Annotated in this window: 21 protein-coding genes and 1 tRNA gene; 17 read left to right on the top strand and 5 right to left on the bottom strand. The window is 55.4% G+C overall.

Annotated elements, in window-relative coordinates; genetic code table 11:
- Nucleotides 1-23: 23 nt before the first annotated feature.
- On the top strand, nt 24-425 hold the full coding sequence (crl, locus tag AC2CF9_RS17180; protein ID WP_039382877.1) for a sigma factor-binding protein Crl: 402 nt from the start codon (nt 24-26) through the stop codon (nt 423-425).
- Nucleotides 426-491: 66 nt separating this feature from the next.
- Here crl and ompC read toward each other — a convergent pair whose 3' ends face one another.
- On the bottom strand, nt 492-1,586 hold the full coding sequence (ompC, locus tag AC2CF9_RS17175; protein ID WP_484557540.1) for a porin OmpC: 1,095 nt from the start codon (nt 1,584-1,586) through the stop codon (nt 492-494).
- 244 nt (nt 1,587-1,830) lie between these two features.
- Between ompC and proB the strand changes: the two genes are divergently transcribed.
- The 11 genes from proB to AC2CF9_RS17120 all read left to right on the top strand — a co-directional run bounded on the left by proB (nt 1,831) and on the right by AC2CF9_RS17120 (nt 9,780).
- Complete coding sequence (proB, locus tag AC2CF9_RS17170; protein ID WP_150018569.1) at nt 1,831-2,934, top strand: glutamate 5-kinase; 1,104 nt, start codon at nt 1,831-1,833, stop codon at nt 2,932-2,934.
- A 10-nt stretch (nt 2,935-2,944) separates the two neighbouring features.
- Complete coding sequence (gene proA, locus AC2CF9_RS17165; RefSeq protein ID WP_255474552.1) at nt 2,945-4,198, top strand: glutamate-5-semialdehyde dehydrogenase; 1,254 nt, start codon at nt 2,945-2,947, stop codon at nt 4,196-4,198.
- 352 nt (nt 4,199-4,550) lie between these two features.
- Nucleotides 4,551-5,282 (top strand): LexA family transcriptional regulator, encoded by a 732-nt coding sequence (locus AC2CF9_RS17160; protein ID WP_065650023.1) that lies wholly within the window; start codon nt 4,551-4,553, stop codon nt 5,280-5,282.
- A gap of 412 nt (nt 5,283-5,694) precedes the next feature.
- Nucleotides 5,695-5,973, top strand: a complete 279-nt coding sequence (locus AC2CF9_RS17155) for a transcriptional antitermination N peptide (protein WP_150018566.1) — start codon at nt 5,695-5,697, stop codon at nt 5,971-5,973.
- A 176-nt stretch (nt 5,974-6,149) separates the two neighbouring features.
- A complete protein-coding gene (locus tag AC2CF9_RS17150) occupies nt 6,150-6,617 on the top strand; it encodes a glycoside hydrolase family protein (RefSeq protein WP_039382888.1) in 468 nt (155 codons plus the stop codon).
- A 2-nt stretch (nt 6,618-6,619) separates the two neighbouring features.
- A complete protein-coding gene (locus AC2CF9_RS17145; RefSeq protein WP_484557554.1) occupies nt 6,620-6,964 on the top strand; it encodes a DUF7940 domain-containing protein in 345 nt (114 codons plus the stop codon).
- Entirely contained in the window at nt 6,961-7,254 is a 294-nt protein-coding gene (locus AC2CF9_RS17140; protein ID WP_150018565.1) for a hypothetical protein, read from the top strand. The genes AC2CF9_RS17145 and AC2CF9_RS17140 overlap by 4 nt, the downstream gene beginning before the upstream one ends.
- Entirely contained in the window at nt 7,217-7,405 is a 189-nt protein-coding gene (locus AC2CF9_RS17135; protein ID WP_223810724.1) for a hypothetical protein, read from the top strand. The genes AC2CF9_RS17140 and AC2CF9_RS17135 overlap by 38 nt, the downstream gene beginning before the upstream one ends.
- A gap of 53 nt (nt 7,406-7,458) precedes the next feature.
- The gene (locus AC2CF9_RS17130; protein WP_150018564.1) at nt 7,459-9,204 is read left to right on the top strand and encodes an amylovoran biosynthesis protein AmsF; all 1,746 of its coding nucleotides are present in this window, start codon (nt 7,459-7,461) and stop codon (nt 9,202-9,204) included.
- Between the two features lie 153 nt (nt 9,205-9,357).
- Nucleotides 9,358-9,433 (top strand) — tRNA-Thr (locus AC2CF9_RS17125).
- A 137-nt stretch (nt 9,434-9,570) separates the two neighbouring features.
- The gene (locus AC2CF9_RS17120; protein ID WP_039382899.1) at nt 9,571-9,780 is read left to right on the top strand and encodes a hypothetical protein; all 210 of its coding nucleotides are present in this window, start codon (nt 9,571-9,573) and stop codon (nt 9,778-9,780) included.
- A gap of 24 nt (nt 9,781-9,804) precedes the next feature.
- Here the strand turns inward: AC2CF9_RS17120 and AC2CF9_RS17115 are convergent, their stop codons facing one another.
- Complete coding sequence (locus AC2CF9_RS17115; RefSeq protein WP_484557539.1) at nt 9,805-11,703, bottom strand: flagellin N-terminal helical domain-containing protein; 1,899 nt, start codon at nt 11,701-11,703, stop codon at nt 9,805-9,807.
- 900 nt (nt 11,704-12,603) lie between these two features.
- On the opposite strand from AC2CF9_RS17115, the gene AC2CF9_RS17110 reads away from it, so the two are divergent.
- The 4 genes from AC2CF9_RS17110 to AC2CF9_RS17095 all read left to right on the top strand — a co-directional run bounded on the left by AC2CF9_RS17110 (nt 12,604) and on the right by AC2CF9_RS17095 (nt 17,533).
- Complete coding sequence (locus AC2CF9_RS17110; RefSeq protein ID WP_150018557.1) at nt 12,604-13,584, top strand: glycosyltransferase family 2 protein; 981 nt, start codon at nt 12,604-12,606, stop codon at nt 13,582-13,584.
- Nucleotides 13,585-13,595: 11 nt separating this feature from the next.
- Entirely contained in the window at nt 13,596-14,903 is a 1,308-nt protein-coding gene (locus tag AC2CF9_RS17105; RefSeq protein ID WP_484557538.1) for a flippase, read from the top strand.
- Nucleotides 14,900-15,895 (top strand): glycosyltransferase family 2 protein, encoded by a 996-nt coding sequence (locus AC2CF9_RS17100; protein WP_150018555.1) that lies wholly within the window; start codon nt 14,900-14,902, stop codon nt 15,893-15,895. The genes AC2CF9_RS17105 and AC2CF9_RS17100 overlap by 4 nt, the downstream gene beginning before the upstream one ends.
- 351 nt (nt 15,896-16,246) lie before the next feature.
- Nucleotides 16,247-17,533, top strand: a complete 1,287-nt coding sequence (locus AC2CF9_RS17095) for an HAAAP family serine/threonine permease (RefSeq protein ID WP_484557537.1) — start codon at nt 16,247-16,249, stop codon at nt 17,531-17,533.
- Between the two features lie 41 nt (nt 17,534-17,574).
- Here AC2CF9_RS17095 and AC2CF9_RS17090 read toward each other — a convergent pair whose 3' ends face one another.
- The 3 genes from AC2CF9_RS17090 to dbpA form a co-directional block, all read right to left on the bottom strand.
- Entirely contained in the window at nt 17,575-19,131 is a 1,557-nt protein-coding gene (locus AC2CF9_RS17090) for a methyl-accepting chemotaxis protein (protein WP_484557536.1), read from the bottom strand.
- 311 nt (nt 19,132-19,442) lie between these two features.
- A complete protein-coding gene (locus AC2CF9_RS17085; protein ID WP_150018601.1) occupies nt 19,443-20,405 on the bottom strand; it encodes a chemotaxis protein in 963 nt (320 codons plus the stop codon).
- Nucleotides 20,406-20,546: 141 nt separating this feature from the next.
- Nucleotides 20,547-21,926 carry an ATP-dependent RNA helicase DbpA gene (dbpA, locus tag AC2CF9_RS17080; RefSeq protein ID WP_484557535.1) on the bottom strand — a complete coding sequence of 460 codons (1,380 nt, stop codon included), beginning with the start codon at nt 21,924-21,926 and terminating at the stop codon, nt 20,547-20,549.
- 369 nt (nt 21,927-22,295) lie between these two features.
- Between dbpA and AC2CF9_RS17075 the strand changes: the two genes are divergently transcribed.
- A complete protein-coding gene (locus AC2CF9_RS17075; RefSeq protein WP_150018551.1) occupies nt 22,296-22,493 on the top strand; it encodes a hypothetical protein in 198 nt (65 codons plus the stop codon).
- Nucleotides 22,494-22,749: the final 256 nt, after the last annotated feature.

The following is a 22,749-nucleotide window of genomic DNA, read 5'->3' as shown; positions in this document are numbered from 1 at the left end:
TTTATTTGAGGGAGAGAATTAGCATGACGTTACCGAGTGGTCACCCCCGTAGTCGCCTGCTTAAGCGCTTCACCGAATTGGGGCCGTACATCCGTGAAGGAAAATGCGAAGATACGCGTTTCTTTTTTGACTGCCTGGCTGCCTGCGTTAACGTAAAGCCTGCACCAGAGAGCCGCGAGTTCTGGGGCTGGTGGATGACGCTGGATGCGCACAGCGATCACTTTACCTACGAATATCACTTCGGCCTGTTTGATAAAGAGGGCGACTGGAGTGTGACAACCATTAAAGGTAAAGAGAACAATGAGCGTGTAGAGAGCACACTGCGTAACTTTCATGAGCGGCTGAAAGCGATGCTGCACGAGCAGAAGCTCGATCTGCGCCCCGCCGCTGGCTTTAAAGAAGAGCCGGTTAAGCTGAGCGCATAACGTAAAAAAAGAGCCGGTCTTGCGCCGGCTCTTGCGTTGTCAGGGTATCAATATCACAGCGGGTAATCAGAACTGATAGGTCAGCGCGACGGCCACCACATCGTCATTGTTCAGCCCCAGCCTGTTGTTGTCATCCAGCTGATTAATTTTGTAATCCACCATGGTCGACATGTTTTTATTGAAGTAGTACGTCAGGCCCAGATCAACATATTTCACCAGGTCTTCATCACCCACGCCTTCAATATCCTTGCCCTTGGTCTGTACATAGCCGAGTGACGGACGCAGACCGGAATCAAACTGATACTGCGCCACCATTTCGATGTTCTGCGCTTTATTAGCAAAGCCGCGCGTGCCGATTGGCGTCATGTTGCGCGTCTCGGTGTAGATAGACGCCAGGTAGAGGGCGTTGGCATCATATTTGATACCGGCTCCCCAGGATTCCGCTTTGTCGCCGTGTCCGAGCAGGCCAGCCTGCTGCTGCTGGCTGGTGCGATCGGATGAGGTAATGGCTGACATCAGGCTGACGCCGCTATCGCCAATGGTATAGCCCAGGGATGCGCCGTAGCCGTCGCCGTTCTGGGTGCTGGTATCCGCTGCGCTGCCGCGGCTGTTCGCGCTGTCGGCGTCGTTTTTACCCTGATACTGCAGGGCGAAGCGCAGGCCATCCACCAGACCAAAGAAATTACTGTTGCGGTAGGTTGCCACGCCTGATGTGCGCGCCGCCATAAAGTTATCGGTGCGCGCGGTGCCGTCACCCCCGAACTCAGGGAAAACGTCGGTCCAGGCTTCGACGTCATACAGTACGCCGTAGTTACGGCCATAATCGATTGAGCCGTAGTCGCCAAATTTCAGGCCGGCAAAGCCCAGGCGGGTTTTGTTGCCATTGTTTGCGTCACTGCCTTCCGAGCGGTTGCCCTGAAACTGGTATTCCCACTGGCCGTAACCCGTCATCAGATCGTTGATCTGCGTCTGACCTTTAAACCCGAGACGCACGTAAGTTTTATCACCGTCCGCGCCCGCATTGTCACTGAAATAGTGCATCCCTTTTACGCGACCATAGAGATCCAGTTTGTTACCGTCTTTATTATAAATTTCTGCGGCTTGTGCCGTTGTGGCCAGAGCCAGTGCGGAAACAACCAGTGCCAGTGTGCTTTTCTTCATTTGCTATCAATCCCGATGAGTAAAAAAAGTATGTACCCGTGAAAAGGTTTGTAAAACACGGGACGTTTTACCGATCGCTGATGAAGGTTTTATGACAGATTTGCGCAATCGGGGTGAATGAGGTAGCGCAGTTGCGCTGACAGGCCTGCGGAAATTCGCGCTTTTCCCGGCGTGGCTGTTGGCTTCCTTGCTGACTCCTGATAAAACGTCCGTTCGCGGATTTTTTCTCAGATGGCAGGAAAATATGAGTGGCAGTCAGACCCTGGTGGTCAAATTGGGTACCAGCGTTCTCACCGGCGGTTCGCGCCGGCTGAATCGGGCGCACATGGTGGAGCTGGTTCGCCAGTGTGCACAAATGCACGCGGCGGGACATCGCATTGTCATTGTCACCTCCGGCGCGATTGCGGCCGGACGTGAACACCTTGGCTATCCCGAACTGCCACCGACCATCGCCTCAAAGCAGCTGCTGGCTGCGGTGGGGCAGAGCCGTCTGATTCAGCTGTGGGAGCAGCTGTTCTCTATTTATGGCATCCATATCGGGCAGATGCTGCTGACGCGCGCGGATATGGAAGATCGCGAACGCTTTCTTTATGCGCGCGATATGCTGCGCGCGCTGCTGGATAACCATATCGTTCCGGTGATTAACGAAAACGACGCGGTCGCCACGGCGGAAATTAAAGTTGGCGATAACGACAACCTCTCGGCGCTGGCGGCGATGCTGGGCGGAGCGGACAAACTGCTGCTGCTGACCGATCAGCAGGGGCTGTTTACCGCCGATCCGCGCACCAATCCGGAGGCGCAGCTGATTGGCGACGTGCACCAGATTGATGATGCGCTCCGGACGCTGGCGGGCGGCAGCGTGTCAGGATTGGGCACCGGCGGTATGGCGACCAAACTGCAGGCTGCGGATGTCGCCTGTCGCGCCGGCATCGATGTGATTATCGCTGCCGGCAGTCGTCCTGATGTGATTAGCGATGTGCTGAACGGCAAACCGGTCGGCACGCGCTTTCACGCACAGCAGTCGCCGCTGGAGAACCGCAAGCGCTGGATTTTCGGCGCGCCGCCGGCCGGCGAAATCACCATTGATGATGGTGCCCTGGCAGCGGTGCTGGAGCGCGGCAGTTCGCTGCTGCCTAAAGGCATCCGCGAGGTGCAGGGAAATTTCTCACGCGGTGAGGTGATCCGGATCCGCAACCTGCAGGGACGCGATATCGCCCACGGCGTGACGCGTTACAACAGCGATGCGATGCGCATGATCGCCGGACATCACAGCCAGGAGATCGGTGATATTCTCGGTTATGAGTATGGCCCGGTTGCCGTGCATCGCGACGATATGGTTGTCAGCTAAGGAGCAGAAAATGTTAGAGGAAATGGGTAAGGCGGCGCGGGCGGCATCGTACGCGCTGGCGGCGCTCTCCACCGCAGAGAAAAATCAGGTGTTGCTCACCCTGGCTGAAGGGCTGGAGGCGGATCACGCAGAGATTCTGGCGGCGAATGAACAGGATCTGGCCGACGCGCGGCAGAGCGGCATGAGCGCGGCGCTGCTCGATCGCCTGACGCTGACGCCGCAGCGGCTGAAAAGTATTGCCGATGATGTGCGGCAGGTCTGCCAGCTGGCCGATCCGGTCGGACAGCTGATTGACGGGGGCCAGCTCGACAGCGGCCTGCGTATTGAACGGCGTCGTGTGCCGCTCGGCGTAGTGGGCGTTATTTACGAAGCGCGTCCAAACGTCACCGTTGATGTGGCGGCTCTCTGCCTGAAAACCGGCAACGCAGCCATCCTGCGCGGCGGCAAAGAGACGTGGCGCACCAATGCGGCCACGGTCAGAGTCATTCAGCGTGCGCTGGTAAAGCACAACCTGCCAGCCGGAGCCATACAGGCGATTGAAAATCCGGATCGCGAGCTGGTCAGTCAGCTGCTGAAGCTGGATCGCTATGTCGATATGCTGATCCCGCGCGGCGGGGCAGGGCTGCATAAGCTGTGCCGCGAACACTCCACCATCCCGGTGATCACCGGCGGTATTGGCGTCTGCCATCTCTATCTTGATGAGACGATGGAGATCGCGCCGGCGCTTGAGATCATCGTTAACGCCAAAAAGCAGCGGCCGAGCGCCTGCAACTCGCTGGAGACGCTGCTGATCCATCAGGATCAGCTCGATCGTTTCCTGCCAGCTTTCCTGCAGCGTATGGCGCAGGAGAATATTACGCTGCACGGCGATGCTAATATTCTGGCGCAGCTGCAGGCGGGGCCGGCCAGCGTAGCCGCAGTGAGTGAGGCGCACTATCGCGATGAGTGGCTGTCAAACGATCTCAACGTGAAGCGGGTGGCGGACATGGATGAGGCGATTGCGCACATTCGTGAATATGGCACCCAGCACTCCGACGGCATTCTGACGCGCAGCATCCGGCACGCGAATGCGTTTGTTCAGCAGGTGGACTCTTCTGCGGTCTACGTCAATGCCAGTACCCGTTTCACCGACGGCGGCCAGTTTGGTCTGGGCGCTGAGGTCGCGGTCAGTACGCAAAAACTGCACGCGCGCGGCCCGATGGGGCTGGAAGCGCTGACCACCTACAAATGGATTGGTTGGGGCGACGATACGCTGCGCCGCTAGCCGTCCTGCCCGCCTGAGATGGGTACCTGTACAGGTACCCATTTTTTTTGCTTTAGATCCACTCAATATCACAGCTTTCTGAAATTTATCTGTCATCTGTGGCGCGTCAGCCGCTTTTCACCCATTTTTTTGTGTAAGCGCTGGCCCGGGTTTAACAGAAGATTCCTGAAAACCTCAGTCAGAACAAGCTGTCACACATTCATTGCTGGTTTAGCGCAGGCGGGCGAGGATAATGATCCTCCAGCTTCATTGATAATATCGCGTGGGTAGTAAACTAGCGGTAATATAAAATGAACTGGTAGCAAAAACCAAAATAACATTCAGTCTTTTACTGATGGCAGACAATTAACTGATGGTTAAAAAAGAGAGTACAAAACACGCTTTTACTGCCAGGCTGATTGCCGCATGCGAAAGTGCGGGAATTGTCGGACATGGACGAAACAAACAGGTTGCACAGGCGTTGCAGCAAAGAGGATGCAAAATCTCAACGCCGGGGGTATGGAAATGGTTCAACGGTCAGTCGATTCCGGATGACGGAAATTTATTAGCGCTCAGCGATCTGCTGGGCGTGCGCGTGGAGTGGCTGCAGTTTGGTATGGAGAAACCGGATGCCGCGCTCTCGCAGCAGCGTCTGCTCTCAGCCGGGCATATGTTCCGCGTGGAGAGCCTGGATATCGGCCAGCGTAGCGCGCAGGGCATTGCCGCGCGCGATGAGCTGGTAGAGACCATTCAGGCGATAGAATATGGGCTGGATGAGGCGCGCGTGCTCTTTAACGGCCGCCCGGCAGAGAGTATCCGGCTTATTGCGCTGAACAGCGATTCAATGGCCGGCACCTTCGCACCGCGCGATCAGCTGTTTGTTGATATCAGCGTGCATCGCTTTGATGGCGATGGAATTTATCTGTTTACGCTTGACGATCAGCTCTATCTTAAACGCCTGCAGCTGCAGCATAAAAAAGTGGCCGTTATCTCAGATAACAAGCGCTATGAGACCTGGTATCTGACGCTGGATGAAGCCGATTCTCTGCAGGTAATCGCCCGCGTCATCATGAGCCAGGCGCGTGATTATCAGATCCTGGGCTGAGCGATTGCCAGCACCGGCAGAAAAAATAACCCGGCTGAAATCATAAATTTAACTGCTGGTAAATAAAAAATTAACTGTTGGTGTTTGCCAAAGTATTAGAACATGTTAATAATTTGACCATAGATGGACGAAATCGTTGCCCCCGGATGGGCCCGCTCTTAAACAATTGAGGCGCTGCACAAGCGCGAAACTACCCACTCAAAATCAGTGTGTTTTGGGATGGGGTGGATACGCACTCAGCAGCGTTGTCAGTTGTCTCCTGCCTTCACTTCTCTCTGCTTTTTCCTGGCCGTTTTTTAACGACCGGGAAAGCGGATTGTGGGTGATTCCAGTGGCACACCGGACGCACCGGCCTCTGCCGGAAGGCCGCGTTTGCCACCCCATCGCCAAAAACTCATTCACAGGAGGAGTTATGGCGATTATCCAATATGGCAAGTCAGCGTTTACCGGTAATGCACGAACCCGGCGTCATCGACGACGCCAGCCACTCGCACGTCTGAACCGTACTATCGACAACGCACTCGGGTTCGAGTGCGATGACGTCACGCTGCGCACCGCTGAACGTATCTGTCAGCGGGAGATTCGATCCAGAGTAGAGCGTGCCGTACTGGCGCCGGGACGCTCGCACACTGAAAGCGCCAGTTTCGATAACTGCTGTTTACCCCACGTTCATCTCTACGCTACCCGTTAAGTTTCCTCTGCTTTTCCAGTTCTCAACGGAACGTTTTTACATTGCTCACTGTTTAATCGCGCTTGAGCGTTGCGCTTGATTCTGGCGTGCGCGAATGGCTGACCGATCAGTGATGTTTAAGTGTGCTGAGCCTGCGCGCAGCGTACTCCGCGTTGCGCCTCAAAGAAGGAACGGATATGAGCCAGATTATTGCCATTTTAAATTTTGAAGAGGGTTATCGCGAAGCGCCCTATCTGGATACGCAGGGCTTCCCCACCGTGGCGGGCGGCATCCGCATCGGACCAAAAGGCGCCTCGCTGAGTAACTACATCTTTCAGGTGCCGCGCCGCGTCGGGGACGTCTGGAAGCAGTGCATCGTGGAGAAAAAAGTGCAGGAGATGCAGCAGCGTGAACTGATCCGCCAGGCGCTGCTGAAGTGCAACGACGCCCGCAGTGATGTGCTGATTAGCATGGCATATCAGATGGGCGTGGAGGGGCTGGCGCTGTTTCGCGGCATGCTCACCTCGGTCACGCAGGGCGACTTTGACGCCGCCGCAAATGCCATGCTGGATAGCCTGTGGGCGCGGCAGACAGCCGGACGCGCCCGGCGGCATGCGGAAGCGATGCGCAGCGGCACCTATGACATCTACCGGGGGCTGCTATGAACATGAAGTGGATGATCTTCATCATTGCAGTACTGGCGGCAATCATACTGCTGCTCCTGCTGCAGCGCTTTACCACGCTGGAGTTTGTTAAACATGCGCGCCTGCTGTTTAAAACCTGGTCGGTATGGCTCGCCTCACTTGGCTCCATGCTCAGCGCATGGGCGCAATCCTTTCCCGCTTCCGCGCTCGATGCCTGGAACGCGCTGCCGCCGGACGTCAAAGAGGTTCTGCCGCACAACTATCTGGGGCTGATTGGTGCCTTTATGGTGGCAATGGGCGTTATGGCGCAGTTTGTGCGGCAGAGAAATCTGGCGGAAAAACGCAGCGCGCTGGAGGAAAAATCATGAGTTTTCTTCTTTCCCTGCTGGCGGGCAGCTGGCACTGGCTGGCGGCGCTGTTCGGCATCATCGCCGCGCTGGTAGCCAGCTACGCTGGCGGTAAAAAGATCGGCAAAGTGCAGCAGCAGGCCAGAGCAGACACCGAACGCGCAGAAAAAACAGCGGCGCAGGCGGTAGCGGTTAACCAGCAGCAGCAGCAGCTGCGTGAGGAGGCCCGACGTGTGGAAATCAGCAACAGTAATCTTGATGATGCTGCCGCTCGTGACAAGCTGCAGCAGTCGAAGTACCACCAGCCCTGAGGCGCCGGTCGTTATCGATTCCGCCTGCTCTCTGTTTTCACCCATTTATACCCACGGCAGTGATGCCGACCGCATGGATATTCGCACCGTGCGCGCCATTAACAATCACAACGACCTCTGGGATCGGCACTGCCGCACGCCGGCACGCTAACGCCGCTCCTTCTGACGCTATTCCAATACCCTGTATAAGCCGAGGAGGCTGACATGATCGAAGTTAATTCATTTGCTGAACTGCGTACCACTGCACCTGCCAAAAACGGCGATTCTGCGTTTCTGCGCCGCTACAATGCGGACTCAAACTTTCGCGGTGGCGGTGACTTTACCGGTTTTATCGGGACAACCACGGCGGCTGACGATGGCGGTACGCTGGCGGTCGGTAATGGCTTCTACTGGAAGCGCGTGATCAACGATCCGGCAGACCTTAACGTCTACCACTTTGGTGCGAAGGGGGATGGCTACGCCAATGACACCGAACCCTTCAAACGCATGCTGGCGTGGACCCAGGGCTACAGCGGCAATATCCGCGATCTGCCGGTGCGCTTTCCGGGCGGTAAATTCCTGATTAACCCGATAGATATCAGTGATACTGAGGTCGCCTTCTTTGGCCTGCAGGGGGATGATGTGGAGCTGGGTTCGCTGCCGCGTACCACGATCATTTCCGACAAGAGCGCCAATACGGTGTTCAAGGTGAAGGCGCGCCGCACCGCGATCAAGGGGATCACCTGGCACGGTCAGGCGTCCGCCGATACCAATACCAACAAAGGCACCATCACAGCCGAGCTGTGTACCAACGTGCAGCCCTTCTTCGAAAACACCTGCATCGAAGGCTCTACGGTAAATATCTACTGTTTCCGCGCGCAGAATAGCGGCGGGACCGTAATCAAAGTGCTGGATACCCTCGACAGTAAGTTTGACCAGATCTACACCCTGTGGACCTACGGGCGCGTATTCGACATCGGCTGGTCAAACTCGCCGAAAGGTAAGTGGGACCACTCCACCGCGATTGAGATCTGCAACTGTAACTTCCAGACCGGTTACGGTGACGCCACGCTCTATATGCCGCGCGTGACGCAGGGCATTATGCGTAACGTCTGGATTGAGCATACGCGTAACCCAGGCGATCTCTCCGACGGCGGCTGGACCATCGATACGCTGAACATTGAGGATTGCGGCTCGCCGTTTAACCTCAATAACGCCCGCGTGATCATGCGCCAGATTGGCCTGCAGTCGGGTGCCACTATCTCCAACGATCTGGCGGGCACGCGCTGGCTCTCGACGTTTGAGTATGGCTACCGGCGCGAGGAGAACCACGGCACTATTATTACCGGCTCCCTGCGTACGGGTTACTACAGCGGCCATAAAGTCACCAATAACACCGATACCGATAACTGGTATCGCCTGGGACAGCTCTTTTTCCCGGTGGCGAACCAGCAGTGGGTAATGGAGCTGATTGGTAAAGCGGATGCCACCCAGCCCACCGGCACGGCGGCATCGCCGGTCAATATGGCCGGCACCGGTAAAACCTGGATCAACCTGCAGCGGCTGGATACCGTCTGGGCTGACGCCTGCCATATGGGCCAGCCTGCGGTGATGGATATCCGCTACAACCGGGTCGGCACCACCTATGCGGTAGTGTGGGTTAAGCTGCGCGCCAAAAGCGGTGATACGCTGATTAACCTGAAAACCACCGGACCAACGCGTTTTGAGTCAGGCTCCTGCTCGCTGTTCCAGACTGACTTTTCAGTCGTAACCGATACCACCAAAATGGGCACACTCAAGCCTGCGGCGCGCTTCGGCCTGCATAACGGTGTAGCTGGCATTGGTGCCAATGAGAAAGGGGTGCTCACTGTCGCGACGGCAGCGGGTAATCCCACCAATAAAACGGCCCCTTCGGGCTTTGTGCTGGTCAATATCAACGGTGTTGATCGTAAGCTGCCTTATTACGATTAAGGCCAGCACCTTTTTGGCGAGGCTCCGGCCTCGCCTTTTTTTTTGTGGTGAAAAACGCACCGGCGCTGCTGAAAAAGCGGACGGTTGAATCACCGCATCTTGACGCCGCGCGTCACATTTCCTATTTTTACTCCCCGTAGTTCCCGCCCCATTGCCGGTGTAGCTCAGTTGGTAGAGCAGCGCATTCGTAATGCGAAGGTCGCAGGTTCGACTCCTGTTTCCGGCACCAGTTAATTCCATCTCTTATCGATCATTTTCTCCTGCTCCTTTCAGCATCTGCATAAGACAGCCTCAGGCAGACGCCGGCTGGACGTATTCCTGTCCGTTGACCAGACTTAGCGTTCCCCCCGAAAAGGAGAATGCACAATGAGTACCCGATACAAAGTGACCTATGAACATCAGGATGGCGACGTTAAAAAGCGCGAAGAGGTGATACTGGAGAGCGAAAATGAGCCTTCAGATGAAGAGGCGCATGAAGCGGTGCTGCAGGATCTTGCGATGATGAAAACTCCCGGTACCGGCGTAGATGGCGTGGCGAAGTTCGATATTATCAGTATCGCCCCGGCTGACGAGTAAAAAGGGGCGGTTGCCCCTTACCTCTTACCCCTGCAGCAGCTTAAGCACCTGCTGCGGTTCCTGCTGCGCCTTTGCCAGCACGGAGTTACCGGCCTGCTGCAGAATTTGCTGACGCGCCATCGCTGACACTTCCTGCGCATAGTCAGCGTCTTCAATACGCGAGCGGGCTGCTGCGTAATCGGTTGTGCTCTGGCTCTGCAGCCGCTGCGCCGACTCCAGCCGGTTGGCAATCGCACCCAGCTGGCTGCGCCGGCTGTCAATCAGCGCCAGGGCGCGATCCAGCGTTGCCAGCGGATCGTCCGGATGCTTCAGGCGGATCTCATCGCCCATCTCTGAAACACGCATCGTCGTCAGATTGGTTGAGGCATCAGTGGTTGAAGAGATGCCCGCCTGAAAATAGATCTGAATATCACCGGTGCCCTGCAGCGTTTTCAGCATGATACTGCCGCTGCTGTCGTGAGTCACAAAGGTCGCTGTTTTATCAATGCCGATATCCGGCGCATCCATATAGTAGTTGCCGTCACCGTCCAGCCGCAGCACGTCGCTGGCGCTCTGGCCTGAAACATCGGTATAGCGCAACTCAACGTTTGCCGGGTCCAGCGTGACGTAAGCCGTACCGGTTACGCTGTTTACGCTGCTAAAACTGTTGATAGCACTGCTGCTGACAGCGCTGATAGCCAGGGAACTGCTGCCGGTCTCGTCAGTATGCGCGGCCACCGCTGCGTTGAAATATTGAAAATTACCGCCGCCGTTATCAACTTCCATCACGTACTGTGAACCGCTCTGCAGCAATCGCGCATTACTCAGGCTATTTCCGCTGGCATCCGTAAAGCTGAGCGTGGCGCTGCTGGTATCAATAGCGGGCGTTTGCGTTACAGCAGCCGGTAGCGTAGCAAAATCGGCACTGCTTTTGGTCGGGGCGCTGGTGACCTGCGCGATAACATTTCCGCTGCTGCCAAAGTCCAGCGTGGCAGCGTGATAGAGACCGCCTTGCTCAACATAATAGCTGCCGTTATCAACGGTGAGATGCGCGGCGGGCGTAGCGGCAAGCGCAGTGCCATCTGATTGCTGAAAATTAACTGCCGGAATAGCACGCGCCGCTATAGTGTTTACGCTGCTATAGAGCGGGGTGGATGTGGCGCGGCTGATGGCCACCGTTCCGGCGGCATTAGCGGTGTCCCAGCGGGCGCTTACCGCCGCCAGATAGTATACCGGCTTGCCGTCAGCGCCGGTGCTCTGCACATACTGCCGGTTATCCGCGCTGCTGCGCATCAGCTGCGGCGCGCCTGACGAAGGCGTATAGGTCACAGTAATAGCCGGATTGGTGAAATTCATATTGGTGGCAAGGCCGGTCACGCGGTTAACCGGCGTCACTTTGCCGCTGATGCCACCGATCACCAGATCTTTCAATCCCAGCGCGCCAACGCTAAAGCCCGGCGCGGAAAGGTCCAGCATAATCTTTTCACGATCGTTGGCACCAACCTGGAAACCGATTTGTCCGGCGCTGCCATCGAGCGTTTTGATGCCATTAAACGCAGCCGTACTGTTCAGACGATCGATCTCTTTCAGGTTAAGGTTAATCTCTCCCTGAATGGAATCGGCGTCACTCTGCGAAAGGGTACCGTTCAGTCCCTGTACCGCCAGCTGCCGGATACGCTGAACGCGATTATTGATCTCATCCAGAGCGCCAGCAGTGGTATTTACCAGCGACAGCCCATCGCCTGCGTTACGCTGCGCCTGCTGCAAACCGCGCTGCTGACTCTGCATCCGGTTTGCTATGGCCTGTCCTGCCGCATCATCACTTGCGCTGTTGATACGCATTCCGGAAGAGAGATTACGTATCGCTGTTCCCAGCGCTGACTGGCTTTTGTTTGTGTTCTGCACCGCATTAAGGGCAGAAAGGTTGGTTTGCAGGGAAATCATTTACTAACTCACCGGTTGTGCTGTTGATAGCGTTATCGGCAGAAAGTGATTTTATTTTAACCATTATTTGACCTAAGTCGCTGTAGCGCTGCGGTGCTGTGATTTACAGCGGAATCGCGATCTTTTTTTACTGATATTAATCCTGGTGACCTTTACGCGTTTATCTTATCAGTCAGCGTAATATTCCTTTATTAAAGCTAATCAATCTGCATTTTAATTAATGGCCGGTTTGCTGCGTAAATTCTGTTTTCCTGGCCTCCCCATTGACCCTGGCTGGTTCAGCAGAGAGAATGCCGTTTAAAGTTTTGAAACAGATCGCATTTTAAGGGCCTGAAGCCCATTGCAGTATGGCTGCGATAGCCATACTGGATTAACGCCTCCTGCTTCTCACGCGGCGTAACAGACGCAGCGGAATAATAAAAGAGCAGGGCGCACAGCACATATCATTAATGTTGCCACACGTTACGTTAAGGCCGCTGAAAAGTCGGTAAAACGATTTGCGCGACGTCGCGCCGCAGAGCGCGGCAGGCCGGACGCGGATAACTTATTGATAAAGAATGATACCCAGCTGAAGCTGACGCTAAAGCCGCCATTCTTTGCCCGCCATCCAGCCAGATTGCGAGGTGAATCGCAGGCAGCCGGGCGTCGTCAGCGGTATGCATTTACAAACGAATAATAAATAGTTCTGGCGTGCAGCGCTGGCGAAATTCTTATTATTACTTTGAGTGTTCGTTTATTTAATTAGCGGAGTTCCTTACTGAGGAAACTCCGAAAAAAATCCGGAATACAGTTAAGCCGGACGCAGGAATATGCCACAAAGCACGCGCTTTATCTGAACGGCGATGTTTAACGCCGCTGCGTTCGCCTTATTAATACTGACAAACCGATTTCTGAGGTCTCATGCAAAATCCCGTAAACGACGTGTTACTGAGCGTCATTGTGCCGGTGTATAACGCGGCTGCTTATCTGGAAAGAAGCATTAATAGTCTGCTGCAGCAGACGGAAATGCGCTTTGAAGCGATTTTTATCAATGATGGCTCAACGGATACGTCACAGGCCATTCTTGAGCGGTTTGCGCACCATCCGCAGTTCCACATCATTGAGCAGTCCAATATGGGCGTCTCTGCGGCACGGAATCAGGGGCTGCGCAGCGCACGCGGTAAATTTATCTGTTTTTTAGACGCGGATGACTTTCTGCCGCACGACGCCTTTGCCACCTGGGTAGGGCTGATGCAGGAAAATATCGGCATGTGTATCGGCGAGTCGCAACATTTTACGCCAGCCGGTGAGCCGCTGGATCAGCCAGCCAACCGTGACGCATCGCGGCAGATGAGCGCGGCGGCAGCGGTCAACGACGTGCTCTATTTCCATCCCCGTCACGGCATCTGCGACAAGGTATTTCGCGCGGACGTTATCCGGCAGCATCAGCTGCGTTTTAACGAGGAGATCTTCAACTTCGAAGATCTGCTGTTTGTGATGAATTACCTCTATCTGCTGCAGAACCAGCAGGTCATCGCCACCGAACGCGTGGTCTACCACTACGTGAAGTCAGACAACTCCGCCACCCGTTCGGCGCTGCGTGAAAAGCACTTCTCCTTTGCGCGTTCGTTTGGCCGGATGAAGGCGTTTATGACCCGGCAGCACCATCGCTACTACTACCATCTCGTGCTCAAGGTCACCTCTTCCTACATCAGCAAGGGGCTGAACAGCCGTGAATTCAGCGGCGCCTTTATTGAAGATTATATCGCGCTTTATCGCCGCAGTTTCCGCGCCTATCTCTCTTCCGGCCCGATGCTGAATCCCTGGAGTCTCTATTTCACCCTCTTTTTTGTCAGCCCGCGCGGCGTTTCACAGCTGCGCCGCCTGGCGCGTAAAGCGTAAGGGGAGCCGGAATGAAAGAGAAACTCAGAAACTCAATGTGGATGATCGCTGAAAAGCTGATCGCCGTTTTTGGCCTGATTTTTGTGACCTCTTACGTCGCCAAATATGTCGGCCCGACCACCTTCGGCATTATCTCACTCTCAATGCTGATTTTTCAGTTTTTGCAGAGCATCGCGGTAATGGGCAGCGATGTCATATTGCTGAAGCGCATTGCGCAGAACCACCGTTCGGGTATTCGTCTGATGATGGCTGCAGGCCTGCTGGTGCTGGGCGTCTACAGCGTCCTGGCGATTAGCGGCATGCTGATCATGAAGGCGGAGTGGAGCCCGGACGCGGTAGTCTTTATCTGTGCCGCTGCGCTGGCCTGCCTTTTCTCGGCGCTCGATCTGGTTAACATCTACAACGAGGCGATGCTCAATGCCCGTCTCAATGTGATCGCTAACGTTATCGGGCTGGCGATCAGCCTCTCGGTGCGGTTCCTTATCTCCTGGCTGGAGCTCGATCCGCGCTACCTGGCGATCCCGATTGTGCTCGCCACCTTTATTCCCTTTGTCATTAAGCTCGCGCTGTTTATGCGCCAGCACCGCCATGAACCGCTGCCGGCGCTGCGTCAGCTGAAGCAATATTCGCGCTATATGGTGGCATCAGGCATGTCGCTGGTTATCTCGGCGATTGCGGTCGGCATCTATACGCGCGTCAACCAGGTAAGCGTCTCTTACTTCCTCGGCGTAAAAGAGGCGGGCATTTTCTCTGTGGCGCTGACGCTCTCCACGGCGTGGGTATTTTTACCGGCCGCACTGCTGGCATCGTTTTATCCCGCTTTCTTTGCCGAGCGCAACCGCGATCGGGCGATCGTCAAAGCGCAGCAGCTGCATCTGCTGGTGATTGGCGTCTCTGCGCTGGTAATTATGGCGATCTGGCTGCTGTCAGGCTGGTTTATTGGTCACTTTTACGGCGCTGCCTATCTGGATGCGGTAGCCCCGACGCTGCTGCTGAGCGTGGGTGCAATGTGCGGTGTGCTGAGCAGCGTGATGGACCGCTTCATTGTGAAATACAACGGCTATCGCTTTTTGATCAAAAAGACCTTTGCGGTACTGGTTATTTGCCTGATCTCTTCGCTGCTGCTGGTGCCGCATTACGGCCTGACCGGTGCTGCACTGAGCGTGGTGATTACCGAATTCGTCTCCTTCTCCCTGCTTAATTATTTTTTCACCGCGCAACCCGTGGCGCGGATCCACCAGGTTTTTTTCAACCCCAGGAAGCTATGGCAGTTATTTAGCAATTACAAAACCTCAGACAGTAAAGAGAGTTTATCATGAATGACAATCCGCTCTTCAGTATCATCATTCCCGTTTATAACTCACAAAATACCATCCGGCGCACGCTGCTGAGCGTTTTGAACCAGACGTTCAGCAGTTATGAAGTGGTGGTGGTTAACGACGGCAGCCGCGACGACAGCGCGCAGATTCTGTCTGAGTTTGCCAGCTATCCGCAGATAACCGTGCTGGAGCAGATCAACGCCGGCGTCAGCGCTGCGCGCAATACCGGGCTGTTAAAGGCGCGCGGCGACTACGTGCTCTTCCTGGACGCCGACGACTGGGTCGATGACAATTTCCTGATGAGTTTTAAGCAGAATCTCAACGCCTGGCCGGCTGAAACCGTAGACCTGATGGTCGGCCACCTGAATGACGATCGCATTGGCAAGGTGTCGCAGGCGGGCTTTTTCAGCCAGCACGATATCCCTTATGTGCTGGGCGAGCTGGAGATCAGCGACAACATCGGCTATCTGCATAATAAATGCTACCGCCGGGAGATTATTGAATCCCTGAACCTGCGCTTTCTGGAGGGGATCTCAATGAGTGAAGATCTGCTGTTTAACCTGAAATATTTCAGTTGCATCAGTAACTTCCTGATTACGCCTAACGCGGCTTATCACTATGAAGATACCAGCGGATCGCTCTCCAAGCAGAAGGTGCAGTACAGTGAATTAAAGGTGCGTAAGCAGTCGCTGACCGCGCTGTATGACACCATCGTCGATAAATATCAGGCCAGCGAACTGGACCACTTTCTGAAAGGGATCTCAAAGCGCGTGCTGGCGCTGGATATGCAGATTGTCACTGCTATGTATCACGCTTCCTTTTCACCGGCAGATATCGCAACCGAAATAGAACAGATAAAGCGCGGAAAATACTCAAAAGGTATCTTCACGCTGCTGAATAAAAATGAAAAACTGAAGTACATGATTATGAATCTGAACTCACTCACAGCGTACTATTTCCTCTATGCGTTATACAGAATGCGCGCATTCTGATCCCTGACCCTCCCGGTGTTGCCCTCCGATCTCTGTCTCTGGCAGAAGAGGGCAGCAGCCGGGAGAGACCGCTGCTTTTACCTTTCGGTTGTTTACTTCACTTGCACAATTTTTGTGACTCAGGTCAAATAACGTCAGGCAATCGATTGCGCGCCGGTTTTGTGCATTTTTAAAGCATAAATTTACCAGCCTGCGCATTTTTGCTGCTTTTGTGACGCGTATCTTGCGTTGTGCCCCCCGCACGGTGACAAAAACGTATAGCATGAGCGCGGTTGAACGGCAGCCCGCAGCGGTTGACCGTGAACAGAGAGCCGGAAACCGGCTGCAATAATGATGATTCTGGAGAGAGTGATGAACAACTCACAAACCAGCACGCTGGCAACCGCCAGAGCGGCCAGGGGCTGGAGCAAGAGTGACACGGTGTGGATGCTGGGTCTGTATGGTACGGCGATCGGTGCCGGAGTGCTGTTTCTGCCGATTAACGCCGGTGCCGGCGGGCTGCTGCCGCTGCTAATCATGGCCGTACTGGCATTCCCGATGACCTTCTATGCGCACCGCGCGCTGACGCGTTTCGTCCTCTCGGGTAAAAATCCGGGTGAAGATATCACTGACGTGGTGGAAGAGCACTTTGGCAGCGGGGCAGGTAAGATCATCACGCTGCTCTATTTTTTTGCTATCTATCCCATTCTGCTGATGTACAGCGTGGCCATCACCAATACCGTAGACAGTTTTATGGTGCATCAGCTTGGCCTGGTGTCGCCGCCGCGCGCGCTGTTGTCGCTGCTGCTGATCAGCGGGATGATGGTTATCGTGCGCTTTGGCGAGCAGATGATCGTAAAGGCGATGAGTATTCTGGTCTTTCCGTTTGTTGCCGTCCTGATGCTGCTGGCCGCCTGGCTGGTTCCGCACTGGCACGGCGCCGCGCTGCAAACGCTGTCGTTTAGCGAGGCAACGGGCAGCGGCAATCTCTGGATGACGCTGTGGCTGGCGATTCCGGTAATGGTTTTTTCATTTAACCATTCGCCGATTATCTCGTCGTTTGCCGTCGCAAAACGCGACGAATATGGTGCCGGTGCGGAAAAACGCTGCTCGCGCATACTGGCCAGTGCGCATCTGATGATGGTGGCTACGGTGATGTTTTTTGTGTTCAGCTGCGTGCTGAGCCTGTCGCCAGCCGATCTGCAGGCAGCGAAAGCGCAGAACATCACCATTCTTTCTTATCTGGCTAACCATTTTCAGGTGCCGATGATCGCCTGGCTGGGGCCGATTGTCGCGATGGTCGCGATCACGAAATCGTTTCTGGGGCACTATCTGGGGGCGCGCGAAGGTTTTAACGGCATCGTCACCAAATCGCTGCGCAGCCGCGGTAAAGCAATCGCGCCGCAGAAGCTGAACCGGCTGACCACGCTGTTTATGCTGCTGACCACCTGGCTGGTGGCAACGCTAAACCCCAGTATTCTTGGCATGATTGAAACGCTGGGCGGGCCGGTTATCGCGGCGATCCTGTTTTTGATGCCGATGTATGCGATTCAGAAAGTGCCGGCAATGCGCCAGTACAGCGGGAAAATCAGCAACCTCTTTGTGGTAATCATCGGACTGCTGGCGATCTCTTCTGTCGCCTGGTCGCTGTTCAACTGACCACAGCCGGGTCGCCGTCACCGGCGGCCCGGGCGTGGGCATTACGCCAGCGCGGTTTTAAACACGCTCATCGACTGCGCCAGCCGATCGGCCTGCTCCTGCAGCGCCTGTGAGGCGGCGGATGCCTCCTGCACCAGCGAGGCATTCTGCTGCGTCACCGCTTCCATCTGCGTAATAGCCTGATTAATTTCACCAATGCCGCTGCTCTGCTCGCTGCTGGCAATCGTAATTTCACTCATGATCTCAGCCACGCTCTGCACGCTGCTGACGACTTCACCTATGGTAGAGCCGGCGTGCGTCACCAGGCGGCTGCCTTCATCGACTTTTGCCACCGAATCTTCAATCAGAACTTTGATCTCTTTAGCGGCGGAGGCGGAGCGCTGGGCCAGATTACGCACTTCCGATGCCACCACGGCAAAGCCGCGTCCCTGTTCACCGGCACGCGCTGCCTCAACGGCGGCGTTGAGCGACAGAATATTGGTCTGGAAAGCGATAGAGTCGATGACGCTGATAATATCGACGATCTTCTTCGAGGAGTAAGCAATCGCCTCCATTTTATCGATAACCTGCTCCATCACCACGCCACCCTCTTTAGCCACCTCAGAGGTTTTTGATACCAGCGAGTTCGCTTCGCGCGCGTTGTCGGCGTTGTGCTTCACGGTCGCGGTCATCTGCTCCATCGCGGAAGCGGTCTCTTCCAGCGAGCTCGCCTGCTGCTCGGTGCGCGAAGAGAGATCGATATTGCCGCTGGAGATCTGATTAGAGGCAACGGCGATGGTATCGGAGCCGGCGCGCACGTTAGAAACGATGGTCATCAGATTGTCATTCATGGTCTGCAGCGCCTGCATCAGCACGCCGGTTTCATCTTTACTGCGTACCGTTATGCGCGAACTGAGATCGCCGGCGGCCACTTTGCTGGCTACGGTGACGGCCTCATTTAGCGGACGCACGATAGAGCGGGTCAGCAGCAGACCCAGCAGCGCGGCGGCAGCGATGGCGATAGCCGTGAAAATTACGGAAACCTGAATCGCCGTGGTGCCATCCTCAATGATGCCGACCCCTTCCTGATGGAGCTGGCTGGCCTGAGAGTCAGCAAAAGCGGCCGCGCTGAGCAAAAAGGTGTTTTGCGTCTGAGTAATCTTTTTCAGCACGTAGTTGCTGGCTTCCTCTGTCTTGCCATCCCGCACCAGCGCCAGCACCTCATTTTTTTGCTGTTCAAACAGCTTGCTGGCGGCAAGTAATCCGGCAATTTTCTTTTTGCCTATCGGCGTGACCTGGATGGCCTCAATTTTTTTCATGGCGCTGTTGGTTTGCGCCGTTGCATCCGCGAGCTGAGCAAAGCGTTTAACATTATTTTCCGGTCGGGTGGTATCAATCACGATACCGCGCAGATATTTGATCTGATCATTAACGCCATCGCGCACGTCAAAGCCGAGGCGAACCTTAACAAAACGATCTTCTACAATAGAGGTAATACCGGTTTTGATATTGCTGATTTTCAGCCACGACGTAACGCCCACCACCATTAACAGGGCCACGACCAGGCCAAAGGCGATGCCCAGGCGTACCCCGACTTTCATATTCTTGATGCTCAACATTGGTTCTCCCTGTTTGCCAGAAATCAGACAGTAATAGGATGCGTCAGCAGGTGGGTAATCTGCTGCGATAGACTGTTTTTAAAAGAAAAAGAGAAATCTGTCTGCGCAGGCTATCCCCGAAAACTCCGGCGCAGGCGCAACAGTTATCGGTAACTAATATATTTACTTTAATTTTTGCGCGCGGCAGCGAAGATCGGTTAGCAATACTAAATAGTGATGAATAAGCGGTACTGTTTCGGGGCGGGAGGAATAACCACAATAAAAAAGGCGCGATAGTCGCGCCTCAAGGGGAAGGGAGAAACAGGGCGGATTCAGCGCTGTTTTTCCAGCACGCTAAAAATGGCACTGGAGAGCTCATTGATCTCGAATTTTGCCACATAACCATCGGCGCCCACTTTGCGAACGTGATCCTCGTTGGCGCTGCCGGAAAGTGAAGAGTGAATGACGACCGGAATATGACGCAGCGCATCATCACGCTTGATATTACGCGTCAGCGTGAAGCCATCCATCTCCGGCATCTCCAGATCGGTCAGAACCAGGGCGATTTTATCGTGAATCGATTCGCCGCTGGCCTGCGCTTCTTTCTTCATTTCATTGATTTTTATCCACGCTTCCAGGCCGGTATTGTGCATCAGGGCCGGAATACCCATGCTCTTCAGCCCCTGTTCGAGCAGCTGACGAGCCACTTTAGAATCTTCCGCCACGATAGCGACTGCGCCGGGCTTCAGATTAAAGTTTTTCGCGGTCTTAGCGTCAGGTTCAACGCCGCGCACCGAAGGAATGATGTCATAGAGGATCTGCTCTACGTCGAGTACCAGAGCAAGGTTATTGCTCTCACCATTGCTGTCAAGGCAGGCGATACTGGTGATATTGCGGCTGCTGATCCCCGCTTCTGCGGTATGCACCTGACTCCAGTCGAGACGCACAATATTCTCTACCGACTCCACCGCGAACGCCTGGGTACTGCGCGCATATTCGGTAACCAGCAGCAGATTCAGACCGGTTTCGGGTTTGCAGCCGGTTACGGCCGGCAGGTCGATGACCGGAATAAACTGCCCCCGGATACTGGCCATACCAAGTAGCGGTGAGTTCATACCAGCGGCGCGCGTGATGGCCGGCATCGGCACAATTTCGCGTAGCTTAAACACGTTGATGCCATACAGCTCAGATTTGCCTTTCAGCCGATCGGAACCCAGGCGAAACAGCAGCAGTTCAAATTTGTTGGACAGCGCCAGGTTTGCGCGTTCGTCGATCTCTTTCTGAAAATTATCCATCATGGCCTCGGGGCAGAATCTGGGCGGAGCAGGGAGAGGGCGGAAGTGCCATGATTAACTTATCGGCAGGGCGTGCGAAAAATGAAGGGAGAAAGAGAAGATTTAGCGCAAGGGCGCGATCGCCCTCACGCTATAGCCATACTATTTCAGAAGAATCGCGCGCACGCTTTTTCCTTTGATCTTGCCCTCTTTGAGCCGGATCAGCGCTTTTTTCGCCTGCGCTGCCGCAATCGCGACATAGGCGTGCGACGGCGTCAGGTCAATTTTACCGATCTGATCGGCACTGAAGCCCGCTTCACCGGTCAGCGCGCCCAGGATATCACCCGGACGCATTTTTGCTTTGCGCCCGCCATCGATACAGAGCGTCATCATGGCCGCAGGAAGCGCCTGTGCCGCTCTGCCTTTTAAGGTAGCGGCCGCCACCCAGTTAAGCTTCTGCTGCAGGTAATCCTCCAGCGCATGGGCGCGAGCCATGCCGTCAGGAGCCACAAAGCTCACCGCGACTCCTTTTTCGCCCGCGCGCCCGGTGCGGCCAATGCGGTGCAGATGCACTTCCGGATCCCAGGCCAGTTCAAGATTGACGACCAGCGCCAGCGATTTGATATCCAGACCGCGTGCGGCCACGTCGGTCGCGATCAGGACGCGGCTGCTGCCGTTAGCAAAGCGGATCAGCACGCGCTCACGATCGCGCTGCTCCAGATCGCCGTGCAGCGCCAGCGCGCTGATATCGCGCTCGTTCAGCGCGGCGGCAATATCATCGCACTCGCGTTTGGTATTGCAGAACACCACGCAGGAGGCGGGCTGGTGCTGACTCAGCAGAGCGCACAGCAGGTTAACGCGCTCGCCTGCGCTCGCTTCGATAAACTGCTGTTCAATCGCAGGCAGCTCCGCTTCGGTTTCCGTTGCAACCGCCAGCGCGTCGCGCTGAAAGCGCTGGCTCAGGCTGGCAATGGTGTCAGGCCAGGTGGCGGAGAAAAGCAGCGTCTGCCGTGCGGCGGGCGTGAAGCCAATAATCGCTTCCATATCGTCGCGGAAACCCATCTCCAGCATGCGGTCGGCTTCGTCGAGCACCAGCGTCTGCAGCTGGCTGAGATCGAGGTTGTCGCGCTTAAGGTGATCCAGCAGGCGGCCTGGCGTGCCGACGACGATGTGCGGAGCATGCACCAGCGAATCGCGCTGTGCGCTCATCGGCTGGCCGCCGCACAGCGTGAGGATTTTAATATTGCGCGTAAAACGTGCCAGCTGACGCAGCACATTGCTGACCTGCTCAGCCAGTTCACGTGTCGGGCAGAGGATCAGCGCCTGCGTATGAAACTGGCTGTTGTCGATACGATTAAGCAGGCCGATACCGAACGCAGCGGTTTTGCCGCTGCCGGTCTTCGCCTGCGCACGCACATCGCGGCCGGCAAGTATGGCGGGAAGCGACGCTGCCTGGATAGGCGTCATCGCATCAAAGCCCATGTCGCGCAGGTTGTCGAGCTGGCTGGCGGGCAGTTGCGTCAGGGTTGAAAAAGCAGTCACAAAGATGTCTCAGATAGGAGGGAAGATAACGCGGCCAGTCTGGCAGAAAGCCACGCAGGCAGCAACGGTAATTCGCCTGATGCATACGGCCGGAGAGGGAACACAACCCTGTCCCGCATAATGGTGATTATTGTTGCAAAGTTTTAATAAGTTGTTATCCGGAACGATCCTTTGTCGTTTAAAAAATATTCAGTAAATAAGGAGATTAACGCTTTTAGATCGTTTTTCCGCGGCAACTTAAGATAATTTTCCCCGGGTCAGGCTTATATATTACGCAGCATAAGGAAATTCTGATTAAAAAACCTTGTTGTTCTGATCTATATTGGGCGCGCCATTTGGCGAACGAATTTACTTCAGAGGTCAATTTCATTGAGTCAAAGTCTCCAGGGACATAGCGAAGACATTCTGAAAATCGTCGGCCGCGCCGTATTAACGCTGCACCTTCATGGAGAAGCTTTATCCTCTGATAAAGTCAGCTCAATGATCGCCTGTTATGCGGAAGAAGAGCCAGTCAGTGACGATGAGCATCAGCGCCTCTATGCGCTGGCCATTCAGATGTTGTCATAAACGTTATGCAGCGGCGGGTGTCGCCGGTCAGTAAGACAAAAGCCTCCAGCCGGAGGCTTTTTTGTTTTTGGGCTGGGTGCTAAGCAGCGTGGGGCACTGAAGGGTTCCGCCCGGCAGGGCAGGGCTGTGCGCGGCACCGGAGGGGTTCCGCCCGTCAGGGCAGGGCAGCACGCGGCACCGAGGGGGTTCCGCCCGCCAGGCTTCCGGCAGTTTCAGCGGCATTTCCGCACGCGGACGGGCTAAGGGGCGGGTGGGC

Source organism: Pantoea sp. SYBGC1, from assembly GCF_057197005.1.
The sequence above is the reverse complement of the archived record's forward strand: the minus strand, read 5'-3'. Positions and strand labels throughout refer to the sequence as shown.